The organism is Tenacibaculum dicentrarchi (assembly GCF_964036635.1).
In the GTDB taxonomy this organism is placed as follows: Bacteria; Bacteroidota; Bacteroidia; order Flavobacteriales; family Flavobacteriaceae; genus Polaribacter; species Polaribacter dicentrarchi.
This window is the reverse complement of record NZ_OZ038524.1, coordinates 1,586,663-1,606,136: the sequence shown is the minus strand read 5'-3', so window position 1 is coordinate 1,606,136 and position 19,474 is coordinate 1,586,663. Positions and strand designations below refer to the sequence as shown.

Here is a 19,474-nt window from a genome sequence, read left to right as displayed (position 1 = left end):
GATTTGCATTTTTTATTTATACATTATTATGAACAATAATTTACAGCTAGCCCAAATAGAAGCAAACTTAGCTCCTTTAAGAAAACAGTTAAAAGAACACGGGTTATATGATTCTTTAAAAAATATTACAGATGTTAAAACTTTTATGGAATCGCATGTCTTTGCTGTTTGGGATTTTATGTCGTTATTAAAAGCCTTACAACAAAAATTAACCTGTACCACTTTGCCTTGGCTTCCTGTGGCAAACCATAATACAGCGCGGTTTATCAACGAAATAGTTTTAGGTGAAGAAACCGATGTAAATGAATTAGGAGTTTCTAAAAGTCATTTTGAAATGTATATTGATGCCATGAATCAGGCAGGGGCAAATACCGCTCAAATCACTAATTTTATTGATGCTATTCTAGGGGGAACAACAATAGAAGAAGCCTTAAATAAGGTAGTTATTTTACCAGAAGTAAAAGATTTTGTATTGTTTTCTTTTGAAGTTATTGCTACCGAAAAACCACATATTATTGCCGCTAGTTTTACCTTTGGTAGAGAGGATGTAATACCTGATATGTTTTTAGAAATTGTTAAAAATACCGAAGAAAAAGAAAGTACAACATACAGTAAATTAACCTATTATTTAAACAGACATATTGAGTTAGATGGCGATGAGCACGGTCCTTTATCATTACAAATGATAGAAGAATTATGTGGTAACGATGCTCAAAAATGGGAAGAAGTATTGCTATATGCTAAAAAATCATTAGAAAAACGTATTAATCTGTGGAGTGGGATTACAAAACAAATTAATCCAGATTTTTTAGCTTAAAAGTCTGTAAAATTTAAAAAAGGATGTTAAAATTTTCAATAATAGTTCCTGTTTATAATCGTCCGAAAGAAATTGAGGAATTACTAGAAAGCCTTACAAAGCAAGATTTTCAAGAGAATTTAAAAGATGCTTTCGAAGTTATTATTATTGAAGATGGCTCTGAAAAATCATCCGAAGAAATTGTAAAGAGCTACAAAAACCGCTTGAATATCCGTTATTTTTATAAGGAAAATAGCGGAGCAGGAGCAAGCCGAAATTTTGGGATGCAACGTGCTAGTGGTACTTATTTTATCATTTTAGATAGCGATGTAATTTTGCCAACACAATATTTATCCGAAGTAAAAAAAGGCTTAAAACAACAATATACCGATGCTTTTGGAGGTGCCGATGCTGCTCATAGTAGTTTTACCGATTTACAAAAAGCTATTAATTATTCGATGACATCGGTTTTAACAACGGGTGGAATTAGAGGTAAGAAAAAAGGAATTGGAAAGTTTCAGCCACGGAGTTTTAATTTAGGAATATCAAAAAAAGCCTTTATAAAAACTGCTGGATTTTCGAGAATGAAGGCTGGTGAAGATATTGATTTAACCTTTCGTTTGTGGGAAAATGATTTTGAAACTCAACTGATTGAAAAAGCATTTGTGTATCATAAACGCCGAAGTACAATTAAGCAATTTTTTAAACAAACGTTTGCCTTTGGAACTGCCCGCCCCATTTTGAATGCAAAATATCCTGAATCAGCGAAATTAACCTATTGGTTTCCTAGTGTATTTATAATCGGTTTTTTGGTGAGTTTATTGTTGTTATCCTTCGGATATTGGCAATTTTTTATATTATACCTGTGTTATTTTACGGCAATTTTTATAGATGCTTACAGGCAAAATAAGAGTGTTAATATTGCTGCTAAAAGTAAATTAACAACCTTGGTGCAATTTACAGGTTATGGATTAGGGTTTTTAAAATCAATCTTTAAAATATAAATTTTCAGTAAAATATAAGACCTCACAGGTTTTTAAAAGCTGTGAGGCCTGTTTGTTTATTTGTGATAAAATTGAATAAGTTTGAGGCTAAAAATCGCTTTCTTCAATAATATATTCCATTAAAGAGTTGTAATACTCTTCAATATAAACGACATCTTTAAAGTTTTTATCGCTATTAAAATAATAACTTTTATCGTCTTTTGTAGTAACAAACCAGAAGTTTTTGCCTTCGTATTCAACGCCTTTATTGAATGAAACTTCTACGGCAATTTTTTCTATTGCAATTTTTTTTGCTGAGGTAATTTTTGCTTCGGTAAATTCAATATATGAATTGTTATTTTGAGAATTTGATGTTAGTATTGTTGCGAATACTAAAAAGGTAAATAATACTATTTTTTTCATTATTAGGAGGTGGTTTATTTATCTGTTTTTTTGTTAAATAATATTTAAAATATTTTCTACCGGACGACCAATAACAGCCTTATTTGCGTTAATAACAATCGGGCGCTCAATAAGTTTAGGATAATCAAGCATTGCTTTTATAATTTGAGAGTCAGACAATTCGTTGTTTTTAAATTGTTCTTTAAATTCATCTTTCCATATTTTTTCATTCTTACGAACCAAATCGATAGGAGCGATGTTTAAAAGGCTAATAATTTGGGTTAATTGTTTTTCAGAAGGGATATTTTCTAAATATTTTACAACTTCGAATTCTTTCTCTGAATTTTCTAAAATTTCAAGCCCTTGTCGAGATTTTGAGCAACGTGGATTGTGGTATATTTGTATCATTTTAATAGCTTTTTTATTAATTCTCTTTTTGTCCGTTTAGCATTAAATACGATTTTAAAAATGGATTGATATTTCCGTCCATAACCGCCGAAACATTACCTGTTTCATGTCCTGTACGTACATCTTTTATTAATTTATAAGGGTGCATTACATAATTTCGAATTTGACTTCCCCATTCGGTTTTTAATTTTCCTGCCTCAATGTTTTCTCTAGTAGCACGTCTTTTTTGCAGTTCAATTTCATACAATTGCGACTTTAACATTTTTAAAGCTGTCGCCCTATTATCGTGCTGCGAACGAGAATTTGAACACTGAATTTGAATACCACTTGGCTTGTGTGTTAATTGCACTTTTGTTTCTACCTTATTTACATTTTGCCCACCAGCACCGCTAGATCGTGCGGTAACAATTTCAATATCGGCAGGGTTTATATCAATTTCAATGCTATCATCTGCCACAGGGTACACATATACCGAGCCAAAAGTGGTGTGACGTTTTGCGTTGCTATCAAAAGGAGAAATACGTACCAAACGATGCACGCCATTTTCGCCTTTTAACCATCCGAAGGCATAATCGCCCTCAAATTCCATAGTAACCGTTTTTATTCCCGCGGTATCACCTGCCTGATAATTGAGTGTTTTCATGTTAAAACCTTGCTTTTCGGCCCACATAGTGTACATTCTTAGTAGCATTTCTACCCAATCGCAACTTTCAGTACCGCCAGCACCTGCAGTAATTTGAATAGTGGCGCTTAAATTATCACCTTCATCAGAAAGCATGTTTTTAAACTCAATATCTTCTAAAAAAGCAATTGTTTTGTCAAACTGTGCTATCACTTCTTCTTGGTCAACAGCACCTTCTTTATAAAAATCGTACAATACGGCAAGGTCTTCATTAAGCGAAATAACGGTATGATAATCAAGTACCCACTTCTTTTTAACACGCAATGTTTTTAGCAGTATTTCCGCTTGCTTCGGATGATTCCAAAAGTCAGGATCTACTGTTTTTTCTTCTTCATTACTTATTTCAATCAGTTTCTTTTCAATCTCTAAATACCCTTTTAACTTGCCTATTCGTTCTGTAATATTTTTAAGCTGTTCTTGTGTAACCATTTTGCAAAAATACATTTTAAAATGATAGATAAAAATGTAAACATATTTAAAACTGTAGTTTTAGAAACTAAGGTAATTTTTTGGAGCTATTTCCCGCTTTCCGCACTCGCTCTTTTTTGAAAAAAATCAAAAAAGGAGCTCAAACAATTGCTTCAATCGGGGCTAGGGCATTCGTTAAACAAGAAAAATCGAGAATCTTACAGGTTTCAAAAGTGAAAACAGTAAACTTCTCGATTCTTGCGAATAGCAATATAAATAGGTTGTAAAAAAATGTTTGAGTGTTTAGAAAAAGACTCTTATAAAAGGAGAAATTGCATTAGCGTAAATGCTTTTGTCTTTTTTGTATAATACATCATATTGAACGCCGAAAGTTACTTTTCCTCGTATATAGGCAGCTCCTAAATTTAAAGAAGGGTAGCTGTAATTATCTTTAATGCTATTTGTAGTTTTATTAATATAAGATTGTAACAATTCAGTAGAAAATTCGATGCTAGGTATTGGTCTGAACATAGAAACAAGCCCCGCAGAATAAATATTAGCACTAGTATCTTTACTTTTATTATATAAATACCCAGCAGTAGCTCCGAATGAAAATTCGTCAGTAAAATCATAAATAGCACTTGGTGAAATAGATAAGCTTGTTGTATTTGCGCCTAGGCTAAAACCAAAAGTACCACCAAAACGAACATTGTTAAAAAAATTATCTTCTTGCGAAAAGCTATTTATTGAAAATAAACAAAGCGAAAAAATAAGTATTAATTTATTCATAATATTTTTTTTTCATCAAACTTAGTCAATTCTTTGTAATTTTTAAGTAATTTTTTTAATAAAATACCATAAAGTAATTGATAAAATAACCAGAATAATCCTAAAAATAATGATAGGAATAGTATTTGAGTAATCAGCATGCTTGTAAACAGGCTTGATTCATCTATAATTGCATTGTTTGTTTCTAGTATTTTTTTTAAGTGATTTAAGTCGCTAAAAATAAAAACATTAACAATAATAGCCAAAATAATAAAAGTTAATAGGTTGTAGTAAACATAGAATTTAACTGTTTTTCGAACTTTAAATATTTTTTGAAGCAGTTCTTTTGTGCCATCGGTTACAGAAATAGCGGTGTAATTTTTATAAAAAATATATAAAAAACCAATAATTACAATATAATGAATATAATAAGAAATTTCAATAAATGAGGTTAAATTAAAAGAGTCGTAAATTTTGAGATACTTACTTTTAGCGGTAAATAAGTTTAACAATATCCAAAATAAAAATTCTAATATTCCAATAATAAAAATCCATTTTACAATAGACGATGATTTTGCATGTGCCATTTTATAAATAGCCGCCTTAGAAACTTGATTTGTTTGTTCAGGCTGATTATTCCATGCTGTTTTATATTTATCTAAATCCATAGGTTATGGGTTTAATACTTTTTTTAATTTATCTTTTGCTCTATTCATTTTAACCCGAGCGTTTACTTGGCTAATCCCTAAGGTTACAGCAATTTCTTTGTAGGGTTTATCTTCTAGGTACAAAAATATAAGCGCTTTATCAATATCATTTAATGTGCGAATAGCTTTGTATAATTCTTTTAATTGTAATTCTTGCGTATCGTCATAGTCCTCTGCTTTTATTTTAAAAGTGTAGTCGGTAATATCGTGTGTTTTTACAGTTCTTGTCGATTTTCGGTATAAAGAAATTGCGGTATTTAAAGCAACTCTATACATCCAAGTACTAAATTTAGCATCACCTCTAAACTTGCTGTAGTTTTTCCAAAGTTGAATGGTTATTTCTTGAAACAAATCATTGTGTGCATCCTGATTTGTAGTATAAAGCCTACAAATTTTATGCACAATATTTTGATTTGCTTCAAAATCAGATAAAAAGTTATTTTCTAGTTCCTTTTCCACTAAGTTTTTACAGTTGTTAAATTATAAGTAGCTCAAAAATACAATTTGTTACAATTCATCCTACTAAAAATACAATTCAGTTATTTTTAATATTGTAAAAGTTATTTAAAAAGCATCTTTGTAAGGTATTAACACTTAAAAAAATAATTTATGAAATTTATAATAGCAGTATTTATAACCGTATTATTTTTTATCGCTCAAATAATAATAACCAAATAATTTAAATAATAATAGTACAAAATATGAAAAAAGGCATACTTCTTTGTTTAAAAATCACCTTAATTTCGGGGGTGTTTTTTATATTGATAAACAAGCAATTTAGATTAAAACACATCGGTTTAACGTTTTTTATTTCAGCAATTTATTCTTTTGGATTAGGCTTAGGAAACATTTTTTTAAATCATTATTTGAATACTAAATGGTCTTGGATTACACAAACAAATAAACGTGTTTGGGCGGGTATTATAGCAACTATTTTATATATAATTCCTGTAATATTGGCAATTCACTACTTTTTGTTTATTATTTTATATGATAAAAATCCGCAGTACTTTTTTTCTACAAAAATGATTTGGGTACATTTATTTTGGATAATCTTTTCTTTAGGAATCTCCGCATTTTTACACGCTAGAGGTTTTATGAAAAACTGGAAAGCATCGGTAAAAAAAGAAACAAAACAGCATGAAATTGTAGCGAAAACAGAATCAGCAAAATTTGAAAGTTTAAAAAGCCAATTAGACCCTCATTTTTTGTTCAACAGTTTAAATGTGTTGGTTTCTTTAATCGGTGAAAATCCGAAGAAAGCCGAGAAATTTACTACAAAATTATCAAAAATATATCGCTATGTTTTAGAACAGCGAAATAAAGAGTTAATTCCGTTAGAAGAAGAATTGAAATTCGCAAAAAATTATATGGAACTCTTACAAATGCGCTTTGAAGATGCCGTAGAATTTAATATTCCTAGTTCGGTAAGTAATTCCGAATTAAAAATAGTACCATTATCATTGCAATTATTATTAGAAAACGCGGTAAAACACAACGTAGTTTCATCAATAAAACCCTTAGAAATACATATTTTTGAACAAGCTGATTTTCTAGAGGTTCAAAACACGTTACAGCCTAAAGAAAATATAGGTAAAAGCACAAAAATTGGTTTGAAAAATATTATAGATAGATATGCTTTAATTACCGAAAAATCTGTAGAAATTAAAAGTAATAATAAAACATTTACCGTGAGTTTACCGTTGTTAATAAAATAGAATAAAAATATGAATGTTATTATTATAGAAGATGAAAAACCAGCTGCCAGACGTTTAAAAAGAATGCTTTCTGAGTTAAATATTGAAGCGCAAACGATGCTACATTCGGTAGAAGAGTCAATTAATTGGTTTCAAAACAATAAACACCCTGATTTAATTTTTTTAGATATTCAATTATCTGACGGATTATCATTTGAAATTTTTGAAGAAATTGAAGTGAAATCAGCCATTATTTTTACAACTGCTTATGATGAATACGCATTAAAAGCATTCAAATTAAATTCGATAGATTATCTATTAAAACCTCTTGACCAAGACGAGTTAAAGGTTGCTTTTGATAAATTTAAAGAGCATCAACCTAAAAAATCGGATATAAAAATCAATATTGATGCTATTCGAAAGTTGTTAGTAAACCCTGTTGATAGAAAGTTTAAAAAGCGATTTACAATTAAAGTAGGGCAACATATAAAAATAATACCTATTGATCAAATTGTTTGTTTATGTTCCGAAAATAAAGCAACGTATATTCATACCAATGCAAATCGAAATTACTTAATAGATAATTCGTTAGAATATTGGCAAAAACAGCTAAATCCTGAATGTTTTTTTAGAGTAAATAGAACTTTTATAGTTCATATAAATGCCATAAAAGATATTATAACTTATACAAATTCTCGCTTAAAATTAATTTTACATTTTTATGATGAAACAGAAATAATAGTAAGCAGAGAACGTGTAAAAACTTTTAAAAATTGGATTGATTAATTTTGAGTGTAAATAATCAGTTGTTTTTTATTTGATTAAATATTTTTTTAGAAAAAGTTAATGCTGAAAAATTAGTTTTATTAACTAGTACTTCTTTTAGTGATTGTTCTTTTTCTTTTTTCTCTAGATAAAAAGGGTCTTTATGGAAATCATAAATAAATTCTTTGGCAATATATTTATAAGTATTCCATTCTTCTTTAATTTTTGAAGAATGATTTTCAAGAGACCAAACTTGAAAGCTGTTACTTTTAAAAAAATGAAAAACACTTGTTTCTAAATCTTCATGACTACGCTCTAAACCATGAATTAATCTCATTGATACTGTTTGCCATTTCAACGAAAAATTTAACCACCACATATAATCGTATAAAGAAATTATTTTAAAAGGTGATTCTTTTATTACAGGTGCTATAAAATCTATAATTTGATTTGTAAATTTATCTGTACCTAATTTTCTGGAGATAATAAATTCTAAAATATCTTCATAAGGAGTAAAAGCATCACCTGTTAGAATAGGGTATTTAAGTTTATCGCTACCAAAAAGTTGGTCGCCATGTTCGCCTGTTACAATAGTTTCTGTTGGTTGAATATGATTAAAAATAGTTGTTTTAATCATTTCATAATTAAGTTTATTATCAATAATATCGTTAAAAAAAGTAGGATATTCTATAATCGATTCTTTTGATAATAAAATAGATAATCGGTTAATTTTATCAATAGATTTTAATTCATTTATTAACGATATTAATGCTACGGTAGAATCAATTCCACCAGACCATAATACTTTAATTCTTCCATCAGTCGCATTAATTATTTCACGAGCTCTTTCACTACATATTTCTGAAAATGTTTTTGATATATTTGATGTTTGAGGTATTTTATCTAAAATGGTAAAATCAATTCCAGAATCTAAATTTTTTGTACGGTCAATTAAAGTAGCACCAAAAAATAGACAACTCTGCAAGTAAATAGGATTTGCTTTTTTCTTAATTTCTTTACTATTGAATAATTGTTTTTTAGATAAATAGTAAATACTATTAAGATTTGACAAAGGCATCATGACGTATTTTTTTGCAAGTATTTAAATATATTTTTAGCTTATCTTCTAATAATGATTTTTCAAAATCTTTAAAAGAGTGTGTATAAAGTCCTGAGAAATTTAATTTTTCACCTTTTGTAGTAATTTGAAGCAGTAAAAATTTCTTTTTAAAAAACCAAAATCCATTTATAGCTTCTATAATCCATATATTTTTCTTACGGCTTACTTTATAAGTTACATTATATTTTATCTGTTTTTTAGAGTAAGTACCCGATTCATAATTAACTATTTTTTCTCTAATCAGGAAATCTCTTTTTTTAGTTTTACACATTTCATTAAAATCTTTAAGAAATGCATTAATAATTCTATCAATATTTTCGTTGCTCATTTTTTAAATCATAATAGTACCATTAAACATAGGGTGGTTTTTTTCTATTGCTCCAACAGAAGAAAAAATATGTAAAGGAATTGCAATTAAAGGTTTTTCTGTGTCTGTTTCAAAATGATGTGGGCACATTGGTTCAAGAACACAAACAGAACCAGGTTTTAACTCCGTAATTATATTTTTATTTTCAATACCGACAATACTTTTTCCATATCCTTCAATAATTAAAACAACTCTAACAGTTGAATGAATATGATGCTCTTGCTCTTTACTAAAAGCTGGCATTTTTAAGTATTGTAATGTAGGATCTCCTAGTCTTATCGGAGGAAATAATTGTTTTGTAGAACAGCCATTTACGTATGGTAAAGTAGTAACTCCTTCCATTGATATAGATGCTTCAGGAGGCATATAACCACGTATTATAGTTGCTAAATGAATAGATTTAATTTTGCAAGGACCTTTTTTAACTTTAGCAAATTTTAAATCATCATCAAAATAATATATGCAGTCTCCAAGTTCTACATCAATAGTATGATTTCCTATAAAAGATTGAAAAAAGTAAAGTTGATTAGAATCACTTTTAAATACTGTAGGCGATTTAGTTTCATAGTAATAAGCTCCAAATGTTTCGTTTGTCATTGGTTTGTTTTAGTCAAATTATATAGGATAATAGAGGTATTTCCTTTCAATTTTTCACCAAATTTAAGAAATATAAAACGACATTACTAAGAGCTTGTTTAATTTTTTGCAGAATTAAAGCGTTTTGGTAATTGTTTTAAGAATTTTTATTTTTTCAGTATGCAAACTTTGTGACAAATTCCAAATTGCATCCTCACTAGCTGAATAAAAAGAGTTTGGTTCAGTATTATTTTTAGATGATTTAGTAAGTAAATCTCTATTTTTCATCCATTTTTCAGAAAAGTAAAACTCTTCTAATATTTTTGTTTTTTGTATCAATTTTTTAAGCTTTTTATGGTGTTTTTTAATTTGGATAAATTCTTTTTCTACCTCAAAAAGTAAGGAATCCATTTCTTTGAATTCCTCTTTTATAGCATCATTATTATTCATAAGTGATTCAAAATAATGTTTAACTTTAAAGCTCAAAATATTTTGAGCTTTGTTTACTTAAAAAAATATTATTTACAATAGTTTTCAGGAGTAATAGCTGTTACCGATTTAATAGCTATCGTTTCTAAAATACTTTCATATTGTTCAGCAAAACCTTCTGTAGCTTTCCCTAGGTTTTTTACATTAAGTTCAGCTATTACAGGAGTGTAAGGTGTGTTTTTTTTGTCGATTTGATTTTGGTAAAGTGCTCTTAATTTATTACTTGGGTCAACAATCCAATAAGAGTTTTCAGTACCACAAGGTCTAAAAGAAGCAACTTCATGCCCGAAAGTAAGAAACCCCTTTATTACTTTATTTGAAAAATCAACAGGGGTATTTAATGCTTTTTTTAACGTGTACATTTCCGCAAATTCAGAAATCGTTTCTTGTCCATCTTTATCTAATAAAGTCAATCTATTTTCTCCGATGCTGTATATTATCGTTTCTTTTACTGAAGATTTTTCTGGTTTTAAGATAATTTTTCCGCCATCTTCAGTAAAAGAAAAAGTTCCTTTGCTATTAAAATAACCATTTTCAGTTCCTAAATACAAGTCTGATTTTTCAAACGTTTTATCATTATTCAATTTTACTGTGGTCAAAATACCGGGGCAACTAGCACAAGGAAAAAAACTATGATATGTTCCATTCCAATCTAAAGAAATTTCAGAACTATGACTATCAACCATTTTTACAGCTTCTTTTTTTATGATGTTTTCTTGATTATTTTTATGGTCGTTATTTTTGCATCCAAATAAAGAAATTGCAATTGATACAGCTAAAATGTGTATTTTTTTCATAATTAATATGCGGTTAAATTTTTTTACTAAGGTTGTTGTTTTTCGAAGGCAATTATCGTGCCGTAAATTACTTTTAAAATCAGTCTTTAATCCTGTTTTTGTGCTTTTATAAAATCAGTAATTAAATAACTAATAAATTTCCCAACTTGATTTACCGCTGAAGGATCTTGTATAACCGAAGGTGCTCCTTCGCAAATATGGATATAACTAGCATTGGTATTTTTAGCAAAATAATACACAAATTTACGTGTTTGTTGAGGTGAAAATCCGCTAGGGGTCATAGCACTGCTAGGAAAATTTTGAATACAGTCTAAATCTATTTCAATACCAAAAGGCTTATTTTGAATAAAATTTTCGGCACGTAATAGTTCATTTTCAAAAGGAATCGATTTATAAACTTCTAATTCCTCGTAGGTATTATAGTCAATATTAATATTGCTATGAATGTAGTCAAAAATATATTGAGGTGTGTAATTTTCATGCAAACCAAACATAAAATATTTTTCGACATATTTATGCTCAATAGCATAAGAAAACCCGTTACCGCTATGACGTTCTTCCAATTGTCGCAAGTCGGTATGTGCATCTAAATTGATCACATTAATCGGCTGTTTTTTAGCTTCGGATAATCCTTTTAAATTCCCGTAAGAATTGTTATGTCCGCCACCAATTACAATCGGAATTTTATTAGCTTTAACGATTTTTTTAACAAGTTCAGATACTTCTTTATCAATAGCTTTAACGAGTAAATTACCTTTTTTTCTATCAGAAGCATTAAAATTTGAAGCTTCGGATAAAAAATCTAAATAACCTAAAACAAGAATATCTTTTCCGCTAATAAACTGATTTTCTTGAATGTTTAAAAATGATTTTAAAGCAGGAGTAAAAGCCGTGTGAGCGCCACCGTTTCCGTAGTTCATTTTTACACCAATATCTTCAGGAACGCCAATAATTACAAATTTAGCCGTACAATTTTCAAGTTCATTTAAAGAAGAAATAGTTTGTGTAAGTTGCCCAATTTTTGTTTCACCTTCTCGTGGATTTACAAAAGTATCAGTATCATTTTTAGTGAATATTTTAAGCATTATTTTTTAATTTTTTTGTTAATAAGCTTTCATCAAAAAGATATTGTTTTTCATCAATTTCAAAAATCTCAAATTTCTTTTTTTTATTATTCGGTTTGATAAACTCTAATTCCATTTTATCATAAATAACTTCACCTTTTTTATTTGGAACAATAAATGATAAATAATAAAAAGATGTTTTTCCTATTTCAAGAACATTATTAAAAGTCAAAAATTCATTAGGAGGTATTTTCATTGTGAAATTTTCGAATTTTGTTTCAGCTTTATTTGGTAGTTTTAAGTTGTGTTCATTCACCCATATAATTTCTCCTTTTATAGTTTCGTTTCCATAAGTCATATATACATTTACATCTTTGAAATTCAAGCTTTTTCTATAGCAACTCAATGATAGTTTTAATAAGTATTGCTCTCCTGTTATAGTTTTAAACCCATTATTATTTGTTTTATAATTATAAAAACCTTCAGGACTGTATGTTTTACTTATTATTTTTCCAAAGACTTTACTTTCTTTTATTTTATCAAAAATTATGAAAATTATTGATAAGATAGCTATTAATGTTGAAATCCAAAGAAAAAAATTAGACCCTTTATCAGTTATGTTGATTATTTTAATTGGATCAACAATTTTGATATTATCAATTATTTCCTGAGTGTTTGATGTTTTTGTAGAATTAATATTTTTAATTGTATCTAAAATAATTATTGTATCAATATTTTTTATTTGTATCATTTTTGGAATTATTTACAACGTTTTGTGTCAGTTTCACTTTTTGTATTGCGCCTGCGGCAAAAAGTGAAATTTACACTTTGTTACAAACTTTTTATTTTAATTCTCTTGTAAGTTTTTCAATTTAGCTTGATCCCAATCCGTAATAAGAATTTTAAGAAAATCATCTGGTGTTAATTCTGATTCAGTAAATCCTAAATCTTTTCTCATACTTATATATAAATTAGCCAAAGTGATTAAAGGGCTCATTTTATCATTCTTGTACTCTTTTTGACTTTTATAAATTTGAAAGTTTCTTATAGTTTCTTCAGAACCAAAGAAAAATATATTCAATCCTAATTTATTAACCTTATTCTTAAATATTTTACTATCAGCTTTAATCTTATGAGTAAGTACATCTACTAAAACTTCTGAAAACTCTATAAAAACCTCTGTTTTTTTTAACTGAATTTCAGCTTGACTAATTTTGAGTATCTCTAATTTTTTTGATAGATTGAACTTTACATTTTCAATTTTCTTTGTAATACTTTCAATATCTTGTTTTGTTGCTAAATTCTCTCCTTTCTTTTTTAAAAATGCTGATATAAATATTCCTAATCCAGAGCCTATCAAACTTGACAAAAAGCATATTAAATAAATTTCAATTTCTTTCATGTTTTTTTAATTGTTTGTAACAAAAATACATAGTTACTATTAATTATATCCATAGATTTAGTTAAGAATAATTGTGTATTCATTACACATTTTTAGTATTTATCAATCTAAATCATTTCCCCATTAATAAAAACCGCATCAATTAATACCGAACCAAAATTATAAGGAATTGCTCCGTAACTTAAAATTTCTTTTGTGATGATAAAATTAGCCTTTTTTCCTTTGGTAATACTTCCAACTTCTTCGGATAAATCCATAGCGTAAGCACCGTTAATAGTTGCGGCATTAATCGCCTCTTCAGGAGTTATTTTCATTTTAATACAAGCAGTTGCAACTACAAAATTCATGTTTCCCGAAGGCGTAGAACCAGGGTTAAAATCGGTTGCCAAAGCTAAAGGCAATCCTGCTTCAATAATTTTACGAGCAGGTGTATAAGGAATACTTAAAAAATACGAGCAAGACGGAAGTGCAACAGGCATGGTATTGGTATCTTTTAAGGCTTCAATATCATCAGAATTCATAATTTCTAAATGATCTACCGATAAAGCATCATATTTTACACTTACTTGAACACCGCCAATAGTTGTAAACTGATTTACGTGTACTTTTGCTCTTAAACCGTGTTTTTTACCCGCTTCTAAAATTCGGTCGGTATCTTTTACTGAAAAATAACCAGTTTCACAGAAAGCATCAATAAAATCAGCTAAATTTTCTTCGGATATTTTAGGTAACATTTCATTGATAATTAAATCAATATAACCGTCTTTATTATTTGTATATTCCTTAGGAAAAGCGTGTGCACCTAAAAAAGTTGCTTTAATAGGAAGTTTATAATTTTCACGTAATTTTTTAATAACACGTAGCATTTTTAATTCGGCATCGACGGTTAAACCATAGCCCGATTTAATTTCAACAGCGCCCGTACCAAGTTGCATAATTTCCTCTAAACGAACCGCCGATTGGGCATATAAATCATCTTCAGAAGTTTGTTGTAATTTTTTTGCTGAATTTAAAATTCCACCGCCGTTATTTGCAATTTCTTCATAAGTTAAGCCATTAATTCTATCTACAAATTCTTGTTCTCGATTTCCTGCATAGACAATATGTGTGTGAGAATCGCACCAAGTAGGCAGTATCATTTTACCCGTACAATCAATTTTTTTATCAAAATTAATTGTTTTTAAATCGGCTAATTTTAAGTTTGTCATTTCGCCAAAATCAATGATTTTATCATTTTTAATTAATAAAAAAGCATTTTTAATTGTTGGTAAAATAGCCATATCTGCTCCTGAAACTTTTTGAACATCGGCATCTCTAACTTGAATTAATTCTTTAATATTTATGAATAATGTTGTCATGTAATTGTTTATTTTTGATAAATGAGCCGTAAAATGTGCTCATTTTTAAAATTTACTAGAAAAAAAAAGGGCTTTTAACCCCCTTTTTCTATAAATACACCTAAATATAATGAGAATAATTAGGTGTTTTTTATGAATTATAATACTGTAAACTTTCGGTAATTAATTGATTTGTAACGGTACAATTAATTTTAAAATCACCAAAATCGTTTAAAAGGACAAAGTTAATTTCTCCATCAATATTTTTCTTGTCGTGTTTCATTAATTCTAAAATAGGTGCACAATCGTCTTCTAAAATAGCTGTTTTCCCGTAAATAGTAAGAATTGTTTTTTTAACATCCGCTACTTTATCCGAAGGAAAACCTAAAACTTTAGCAGAAATATAGGCTTCGCAAACCATACCGATGGCAATTGCTTCGCCATGTGTTAAAGTATTTTTATGTGTGTTTTCTAAAAAATAAGATTCAATTCCGTGTCCAATTGTATGTCCCCAATTTAAGGCTTTACGAACGCTGTGTTCTTTTGGGTCTTCTAGAACAACTTCGTTTTTAATTTCAATAGAACGATGAATTAAATCAATAATATTTAATTTCGGATTGCTTTTAATTTCATTGTATAAATGAATATCATGTGTCATTCCGTATTTAATAATTTCGGCAGTTCCTGACCTAATTTCTCTAGGCGAAAGTGTTTGTAAATATTCAGGGTCTAAAAGCACCATTTGAGGATTGGCAAACAAACCAATTTGATTTTTTAAAACACCTAAATCAACACCTGTTTTTCCGCCAACCGAAGCATCTACCATGCTTAATAAAGTGGTAGGAATATTTACAAAATCAATACCTCGTTTAAATGTTGAGGCAACAAAACCGCCTAAATCGGTAATAACGCCCCCCCCCAAAGTAATTAAAACACTTTTTCTGTCGGCACCTAATTCGGTCATAGCACTCCAAACACCAGTACAGGTTTCTAGGTTTTTATGAATTTCACCAGCATCAATTTGAATGACTTCAATTTTTTTATCAGTTTCTAGTAATTCGATAAAACGAGGATAACAATGCGTAATCGTATTATCATCTACTAATATAAAAATAGTAGAGTACTGTTTTTTATGAATTAAATTGGCTAAGGATTTGTATCCTTTTTCGTTAAAATCAATAGGGTAAGTTACTGCTTGAATAGAAGTCATTTTGGTTTAAAAATTTAAAGCAAAAATAAATAGAAAAAATTAAAATATATCATAGAGTAGATTTATATTTGTCTTTGAAACAAAATAACAGTACTTCCTATAATGACACTTTTTAACAACACCGCAACTGCTTTTAAATTAAAGTCTGACTCAGAGTTAGAACGCGCATATTTTTTATTTAAAATGATACAAAATCAGCCAATGGTTCGTATTGGTACTGCAGTCACTAATTTTGCCTTAAAGGCACATTTACCTGTTGAAGGCTTAATTCGTTCAACTGTTTTTGACCACTTTTGTGGTGGAGTAACAGAAGATGATTGCTTGCCTAACATAGAAAAAATGCACGAACAAGGAAATGTACACAGTATTTTAGATTATTCTGTTGAAGGAAAAGAAGATGAAGCGCAGTTTGACAACGCTTTAAAAATGACCTTAAAAACGATTGATTTTGCTGAAGAAAAAAAATCAATTCCGTATGCTGTTTTTAAACCAACAGGATTCGGGCGTTTTGCTTTATATCAAAAGTTAACAGAAAACCAAGTGCATACTGCTAAAGAAAAAGCCGAATGGGAAACTGTTGTTGCTCGTTTTCATACAGTTTGTAAAGCTGCAGTAAAAAAAGACGTTCCTTTATTAATTGATGCAGAAGAAAGTTGGATGCAAGATGCCGCCGATGATTTAATTGAAGAATTAATGGAAACGTATAATAAAGACAAGGCAATTGTTTTTAATACACTACAAATGTATCGCCATGATCGTATGGATTATTTACGTGGTTTACATCAAAGAGCCCATCAAAAAGGGTATCATATAGGTATGAAAGTTGTACGTGGTGCTTATATGGAAAAAGAACGTGAAAGAGCTGAGGAAAAAGGCTATGAATCGCCAATATGTAAAGATAAAGAAGCTACAGATGAAAATTATAACGAAGCTGTTCGTTTTATGATGGAGCACAAAAATATGGCTATTTTTGCAGGAACTCATAATGAAGAGAGTTCTTATTTATTGATGAATTTGGCAAAAGAATATAGTATAAATGCAACGGATAAGCGCATGTGGTTTGGTCAGTTGTATGGGATGAGCGATCATATTAGTTTTAACTTAGCTAAAGAAGGTTATAATGTAGCAAAATATGTTCCTTTTGGTCCTGTACGTGATGTAATGCCTTATTTAATACGTAGAGCCGAAGAAAATACTTCGGTAGCAGGGCAAACATCAAGAGAGCTTAATTTGATAAAAATAGAAAGAAAAAGACGTAAACTGTAAAAAATGAATACAGTTGAAGAAATAAAGCAAGGTATAAAGGTTAATAAAAAACGTTTAGTTAAAGAACTAAAGGAAAGTAAAGAATTAGTTTTTTTAATTAAAAAGTCTCTTACAGCTAAATTATCTAAAACTGAAAAACATAAGGTAAAAGAACAAATGCTAGATATTTGTAAAGCAGTACCCACTTTTACAGTATTTATGTTGCCTGGTGGTGCTTTATTACTTCCGTTATTAATTAAATTAATTCCTGATATATTACCTAGTGCTTTTAGAGAAGATGAGGAAGATTTAGACAAAGAATAATAATTCATCTACTATTTACAGTATATTTATATATAAAACACTAGTTTTGCAACTTTAATAAAAAGACCAAGAATGCAACCAATTAGAAATATCGCTATTATAGCCCACGTTGACCACGGTAAGACAACCTTAGTTGATAAAATTATAGATCAAGCAAAAGTATTAGACGAACGTAAAGAACGTACCGACTTATTGTTAGATAATAACGACTTAGAGCGTGAAAGAGGAATTACAATTCTTTCTAAAAACGTATCTGTAAACTATAAGAACACAAAAATCAATGTAATTGATACCCCTGGTCACGCCGATTTCGGAGGTGAAGTAGAGCGTGTATTAAAAATGGCTGATGGTGTTTTATTATTAGTGGATGCATTTGAAGGACCGATGCCACAAACTCGTTTTGTATTAGGAAAAGCCTTAGAATTAGGATTAACTCCTATTGTAGTTGTAAATAAAGTTGATAAAGAAAACTGTACTCCTGACATCGTTCATGAAAAAGTTTTTGACTTAATGTTCGCCTTAGAAGCTACTGAAGAGCAATTAGATTTTACAACTATCTACGGTTCGGCAAAGAACAACTGGATGAGTACTGATTGGAAAAATGAAACTGATAATATTGTACCTTTATTAGATGCAGTAATCGATTCTATTCCTCCAACAAAATATAATGAAGGAACGCCACAAATGCAAATTACTTCTTTAGATTTTTCTTCTTTTACAGGAAGAATTGCTATTGGACGTGTTTTTAGAGGTGATTTAGAAGCAGGTAAAGATTACATGTTGTGTAAAGCCGATGGTTCTACTAAAAAGGTAAGAATTAAAGAATTACATGTATTCGAGGGAATGGGTAAAGTTCAAGTTGATAAAGTTCCTTGTGGTGATATTTGTGCAATTACAGGTATTGACGGATTTGAAATTGGTGATACAATTGCTGATTTAGAAAATCCTGAAGCATTACCAAGAACTGAAATTGACCAACCTACCATGAGTATGTTATTTACAATTAACAACTCACCATTTTTTGGTAAAGAAGGTAAATTTGTAACATCTCGTCACTTAAGAGATCGTTTATTTAAAGAATTAGAAAAAAACTTAGCTTTAAAAGTTGAAACTACCGATTCTGAAGATAAATTTAATGTGTACGGTCGTGGAGTATTACACTTATCTGTATTAATTGAAACAATGCGTCGTGAAGGTTATGAATTACAAGTGGGAAGACCTCAGGTAATTATAAAAGAAATTGATGGTAAAAAGCATGAACCAATGGAAACATTGTCTATTGATGTACCAGAAGATGTTGCTTCTAAAGCTGTAAACTTAGTTTCTTTACGTAAAGGAGACTTAATGATTATGGAGCCTAAAGGAGATTTACAACACTTAGAATTTACGATTCCTTCAAGAGGATTAATAGGTTTAAGAAATAGAATTTTAACTGCAACAGCAGGTCAGGCAATTATCAACCACCGATTTAGTGAATATGGTCCTTATAAAGGAGACTTTACTGAAGAAGTAAAAGGAGCAATTGTTTCTGCGGCAACTGGTAAAGCCACTGCTTATGCATTAAATCGTTTACAAGATAGAGGTAAGTTTTTTATTGATGTAAATCAAGAAATTTATGTTGGACAGGTAATTGGTGAAAACAGTAAATCTGACGAAATGGCTGTAAACTTAATTAAAGGAAAGCAATTAACAAATATGCGTAAATCTGGTACAGATGATGCTATGAAAATTGCTCCAAAAATTGATTTCTCTTTAGAAGAATGTATGGAATACATTAAAGCTGATGAGTATTTAGAAGTTACTCCAGAAAATTTACGTATGCGTAAAATTAACTTTAAAGCATAATTTTAAGAAATTATATTTTAAAATTTTCATATAAAAAAACCACCTTTTTTAGGTGGTTTTTGTTGTTTTATATGATTTATTT

The 19,474-nt window shown here is 29.2% G+C and carries 23 protein-coding genes; 7 read left to right on the top strand and 16 right to left on the bottom strand.

The genetic code is table 11. From position 1 onward, the window contains the following. Positions 1–28: 28 nt before the first annotated feature. Complete coding sequence (locus ABNT14_RS06980) at positions 29–817, top strand: DUF3050 domain-containing protein (protein ID WP_101901347.1); 789 nt, start codon at positions 29–31, stop codon at positions 815–817. A gap of 23 nt (positions 818–840) precedes the next feature. After that, positions 841–1,800, top strand: coding sequence for a glycosyltransferase (locus tag ABNT14_RS06975; RefSeq protein ID WP_101901349.1), 960 nt, complete (start codon positions 841–843; stop codon positions 1,798–1,800). A gap of 87 nt (positions 1,801–1,887) precedes the next feature. On the opposite strand, the gene ABNT14_RS06970 is transcribed toward ABNT14_RS06975, so the two are convergent. From ABNT14_RS06970 to ABNT14_RS06945, 6 genes are all read right to left on the bottom strand, one after another. Continuing rightward, the gene (locus ABNT14_RS06970) at positions 1,888–2,202 is read right to left on the bottom strand and encodes a hypothetical protein (RefSeq protein ID WP_101901351.1); all 315 of its coding nucleotides are present in this window, start codon (positions 2,200–2,202) and stop codon (positions 1,888–1,890) included. 33 nt (positions 2,203–2,235) lie between these two features. Continuing rightward, on the bottom strand, positions 2,236–2,589 hold the full coding sequence (gene arsC / locus ABNT14_RS06965; RefSeq protein WP_101901353.1) for an arsenate reductase (glutaredoxin): 354 nt from the start codon (positions 2,587–2,589) through the stop codon (positions 2,236–2,238). 16 nt (positions 2,590–2,605) lie between these two features. Continuing rightward, the gene (gene prfB, locus ABNT14_RS06960; RefSeq protein ID WP_101901354.1) at positions 2,606–3,700 is read right to left on the bottom strand and encodes a peptide chain release factor 2; all 1,095 of its coding nucleotides are present in this window, start codon (positions 3,698–3,700) and stop codon (positions 2,606–2,608) included. A 282-nt stretch (positions 3,701–3,982) separates the two neighbouring features. Beyond that, positions 3,983–4,468, bottom strand: coding sequence for a hypothetical protein (locus ABNT14_RS06955; RefSeq protein WP_101901356.1), 486 nt, complete (start codon positions 4,466–4,468; stop codon positions 3,983–3,985). Next, positions 4,465–5,115, bottom strand: a complete 651-nt coding sequence (locus tag ABNT14_RS06950) for a hypothetical protein (protein WP_101901357.1) — start codon at positions 5,113–5,115, stop codon at positions 4,465–4,467. Before ABNT14_RS06950 ends, ABNT14_RS06955 begins: the two co-directional genes overlap by 4 nt. Before the next feature lie 3 nt (positions 5,116–5,118). Beyond that, positions 5,119–5,613, bottom strand: coding sequence for an RNA polymerase sigma factor (locus ABNT14_RS06945; protein WP_101901359.1), 495 nt, complete (start codon positions 5,611–5,613; stop codon positions 5,119–5,121). Positions 5,614–5,855: 242 nt separating this feature from the next. Between ABNT14_RS06945 and ABNT14_RS06940 the strand changes: the two genes are divergently transcribed. Together ABNT14_RS06940 and ABNT14_RS06935 are read left to right on the top strand one after the other, a co-directional pair. After that, on the top strand, positions 5,856–6,872 hold the full coding sequence (locus ABNT14_RS06940) for a sensor histidine kinase (protein ID WP_101901361.1): 1,017 nt from the start codon (positions 5,856–5,858) through the stop codon (positions 6,870–6,872). A 9-nt stretch (positions 6,873–6,881) separates the two neighbouring features. After that, positions 6,882–7,637, top strand: coding sequence for a LytR/AlgR family response regulator transcription factor (locus ABNT14_RS06935; protein ID WP_101901363.1), 756 nt, complete (start codon positions 6,882–6,884; stop codon positions 7,635–7,637). Positions 7,638–7,653: 16 nt separating this feature from the next. Here ABNT14_RS06935 and ABNT14_RS06930 read toward each other — a convergent pair whose 3' ends face one another. From ABNT14_RS06930 to aroB, 10 genes are all read right to left on the bottom strand, one after another. After that, on the bottom strand, positions 7,654–8,697 hold the full coding sequence (locus ABNT14_RS06930) for a hypothetical protein (protein WP_101907637.1): 1,044 nt from the start codon (positions 8,695–8,697) through the stop codon (positions 7,654–7,656). Further along, on the bottom strand, positions 8,675–9,064 hold the full coding sequence (locus ABNT14_RS06925; RefSeq protein WP_101901367.1) for a hypothetical protein: 390 nt from the start codon (positions 9,062–9,064) through the stop codon (positions 8,675–8,677). The genes ABNT14_RS06930 and ABNT14_RS06925 overlap by 23 nt, the downstream gene beginning before the upstream one ends. Positions 9,065–9,067: 3 nt before the next feature. Next, positions 9,068–9,700, bottom strand: coding sequence for a hypothetical protein (locus tag ABNT14_RS06920; RefSeq protein ID WP_058885259.1), 633 nt, complete (start codon positions 9,698–9,700; stop codon positions 9,068–9,070). 114 nt (positions 9,701–9,814) lie between these two features. Further along, entirely contained in the window at positions 9,815–10,129 is a 315-nt protein-coding gene (locus tag ABNT14_RS06915) for a DUF4298 domain-containing protein (RefSeq protein ID WP_101901369.1), read from the bottom strand. A gap of 68 nt (positions 10,130–10,197) precedes the next feature. After that, entirely contained in the window at positions 10,198–10,965 is a 768-nt protein-coding gene (locus tag ABNT14_RS06910; protein WP_101901371.1) for a copper resistance protein NlpE, read from the bottom strand. Between the two features lie 86 nt (positions 10,966–11,051). Beyond that, positions 11,052–12,050 (bottom strand): formimidoylglutamase, encoded by a 999-nt coding sequence (locus tag ABNT14_RS06905; protein ID WP_101901373.1) that lies wholly within the window; start codon positions 12,048–12,050, stop codon positions 11,052–11,054. Next, on the bottom strand, positions 12,043–12,780 hold the full coding sequence (locus ABNT14_RS06900; RefSeq protein WP_101901375.1) for a hypothetical protein: 738 nt from the start codon (positions 12,778–12,780) through the stop codon (positions 12,043–12,045). The genes ABNT14_RS06905 and ABNT14_RS06900 overlap by 8 nt, the downstream gene beginning before the upstream one ends. A 96-nt stretch (positions 12,781–12,876) precedes the next feature. Then, positions 12,877–13,431: a hypothetical protein gene (locus ABNT14_RS06895; RefSeq protein WP_101901377.1), complete on the bottom strand. Its 555-nt coding sequence runs from the start codon at positions 13,429–13,431 to the stop codon at positions 12,877–12,879. 107 nt (positions 13,432–13,538) lie between these two features. Beyond that, positions 13,539–14,789 (bottom strand): imidazolonepropionase, encoded by a 1,251-nt coding sequence (gene hutI / locus ABNT14_RS06890; protein ID WP_101901379.1) that lies wholly within the window; start codon positions 14,787–14,789, stop codon positions 13,539–13,541. 130 nt (positions 14,790–14,919) lie between these two features. Continuing rightward, positions 14,920–15,978, bottom strand: a complete 1,059-nt coding sequence (gene aroB, locus ABNT14_RS06885) for a 3-dehydroquinate synthase (RefSeq protein ID WP_101901381.1) — start codon at positions 15,976–15,978, stop codon at positions 14,920–14,922. Positions 15,979–16,080: 102 nt separating this feature from the next. Here aroB and ABNT14_RS06880 point away from each other — a divergent pair, with 102 nt between their 5' ends. From ABNT14_RS06880 to typA, 3 genes are all read left to right on the top strand, one after another. Continuing rightward, positions 16,081–17,244 (top strand): proline dehydrogenase family protein, encoded by a 1,164-nt coding sequence (locus ABNT14_RS06880; protein ID WP_101901383.1) that lies wholly within the window; start codon positions 16,081–16,083, stop codon positions 17,242–17,244. Between the two features lie 3 nt (positions 17,245–17,247). Then, positions 17,248–17,547, top strand: a complete 300-nt coding sequence (locus tag ABNT14_RS06875; RefSeq protein ID WP_101901384.1) for an LETM1 domain-containing protein — start codon at positions 17,248–17,250, stop codon at positions 17,545–17,547. Positions 17,548–17,619: 72 nt separating this feature from the next. Next, positions 17,620–19,392 carry a translational GTPase TypA gene (gene typA / locus ABNT14_RS06870; protein ID WP_101901386.1) on the top strand — a complete coding sequence of 591 codons (1,773 nt, stop codon included), beginning with the start codon at positions 17,620–17,622 and terminating at the stop codon, positions 19,390–19,392. Positions 19,393–19,474: the final 82 nt, after the last annotated feature.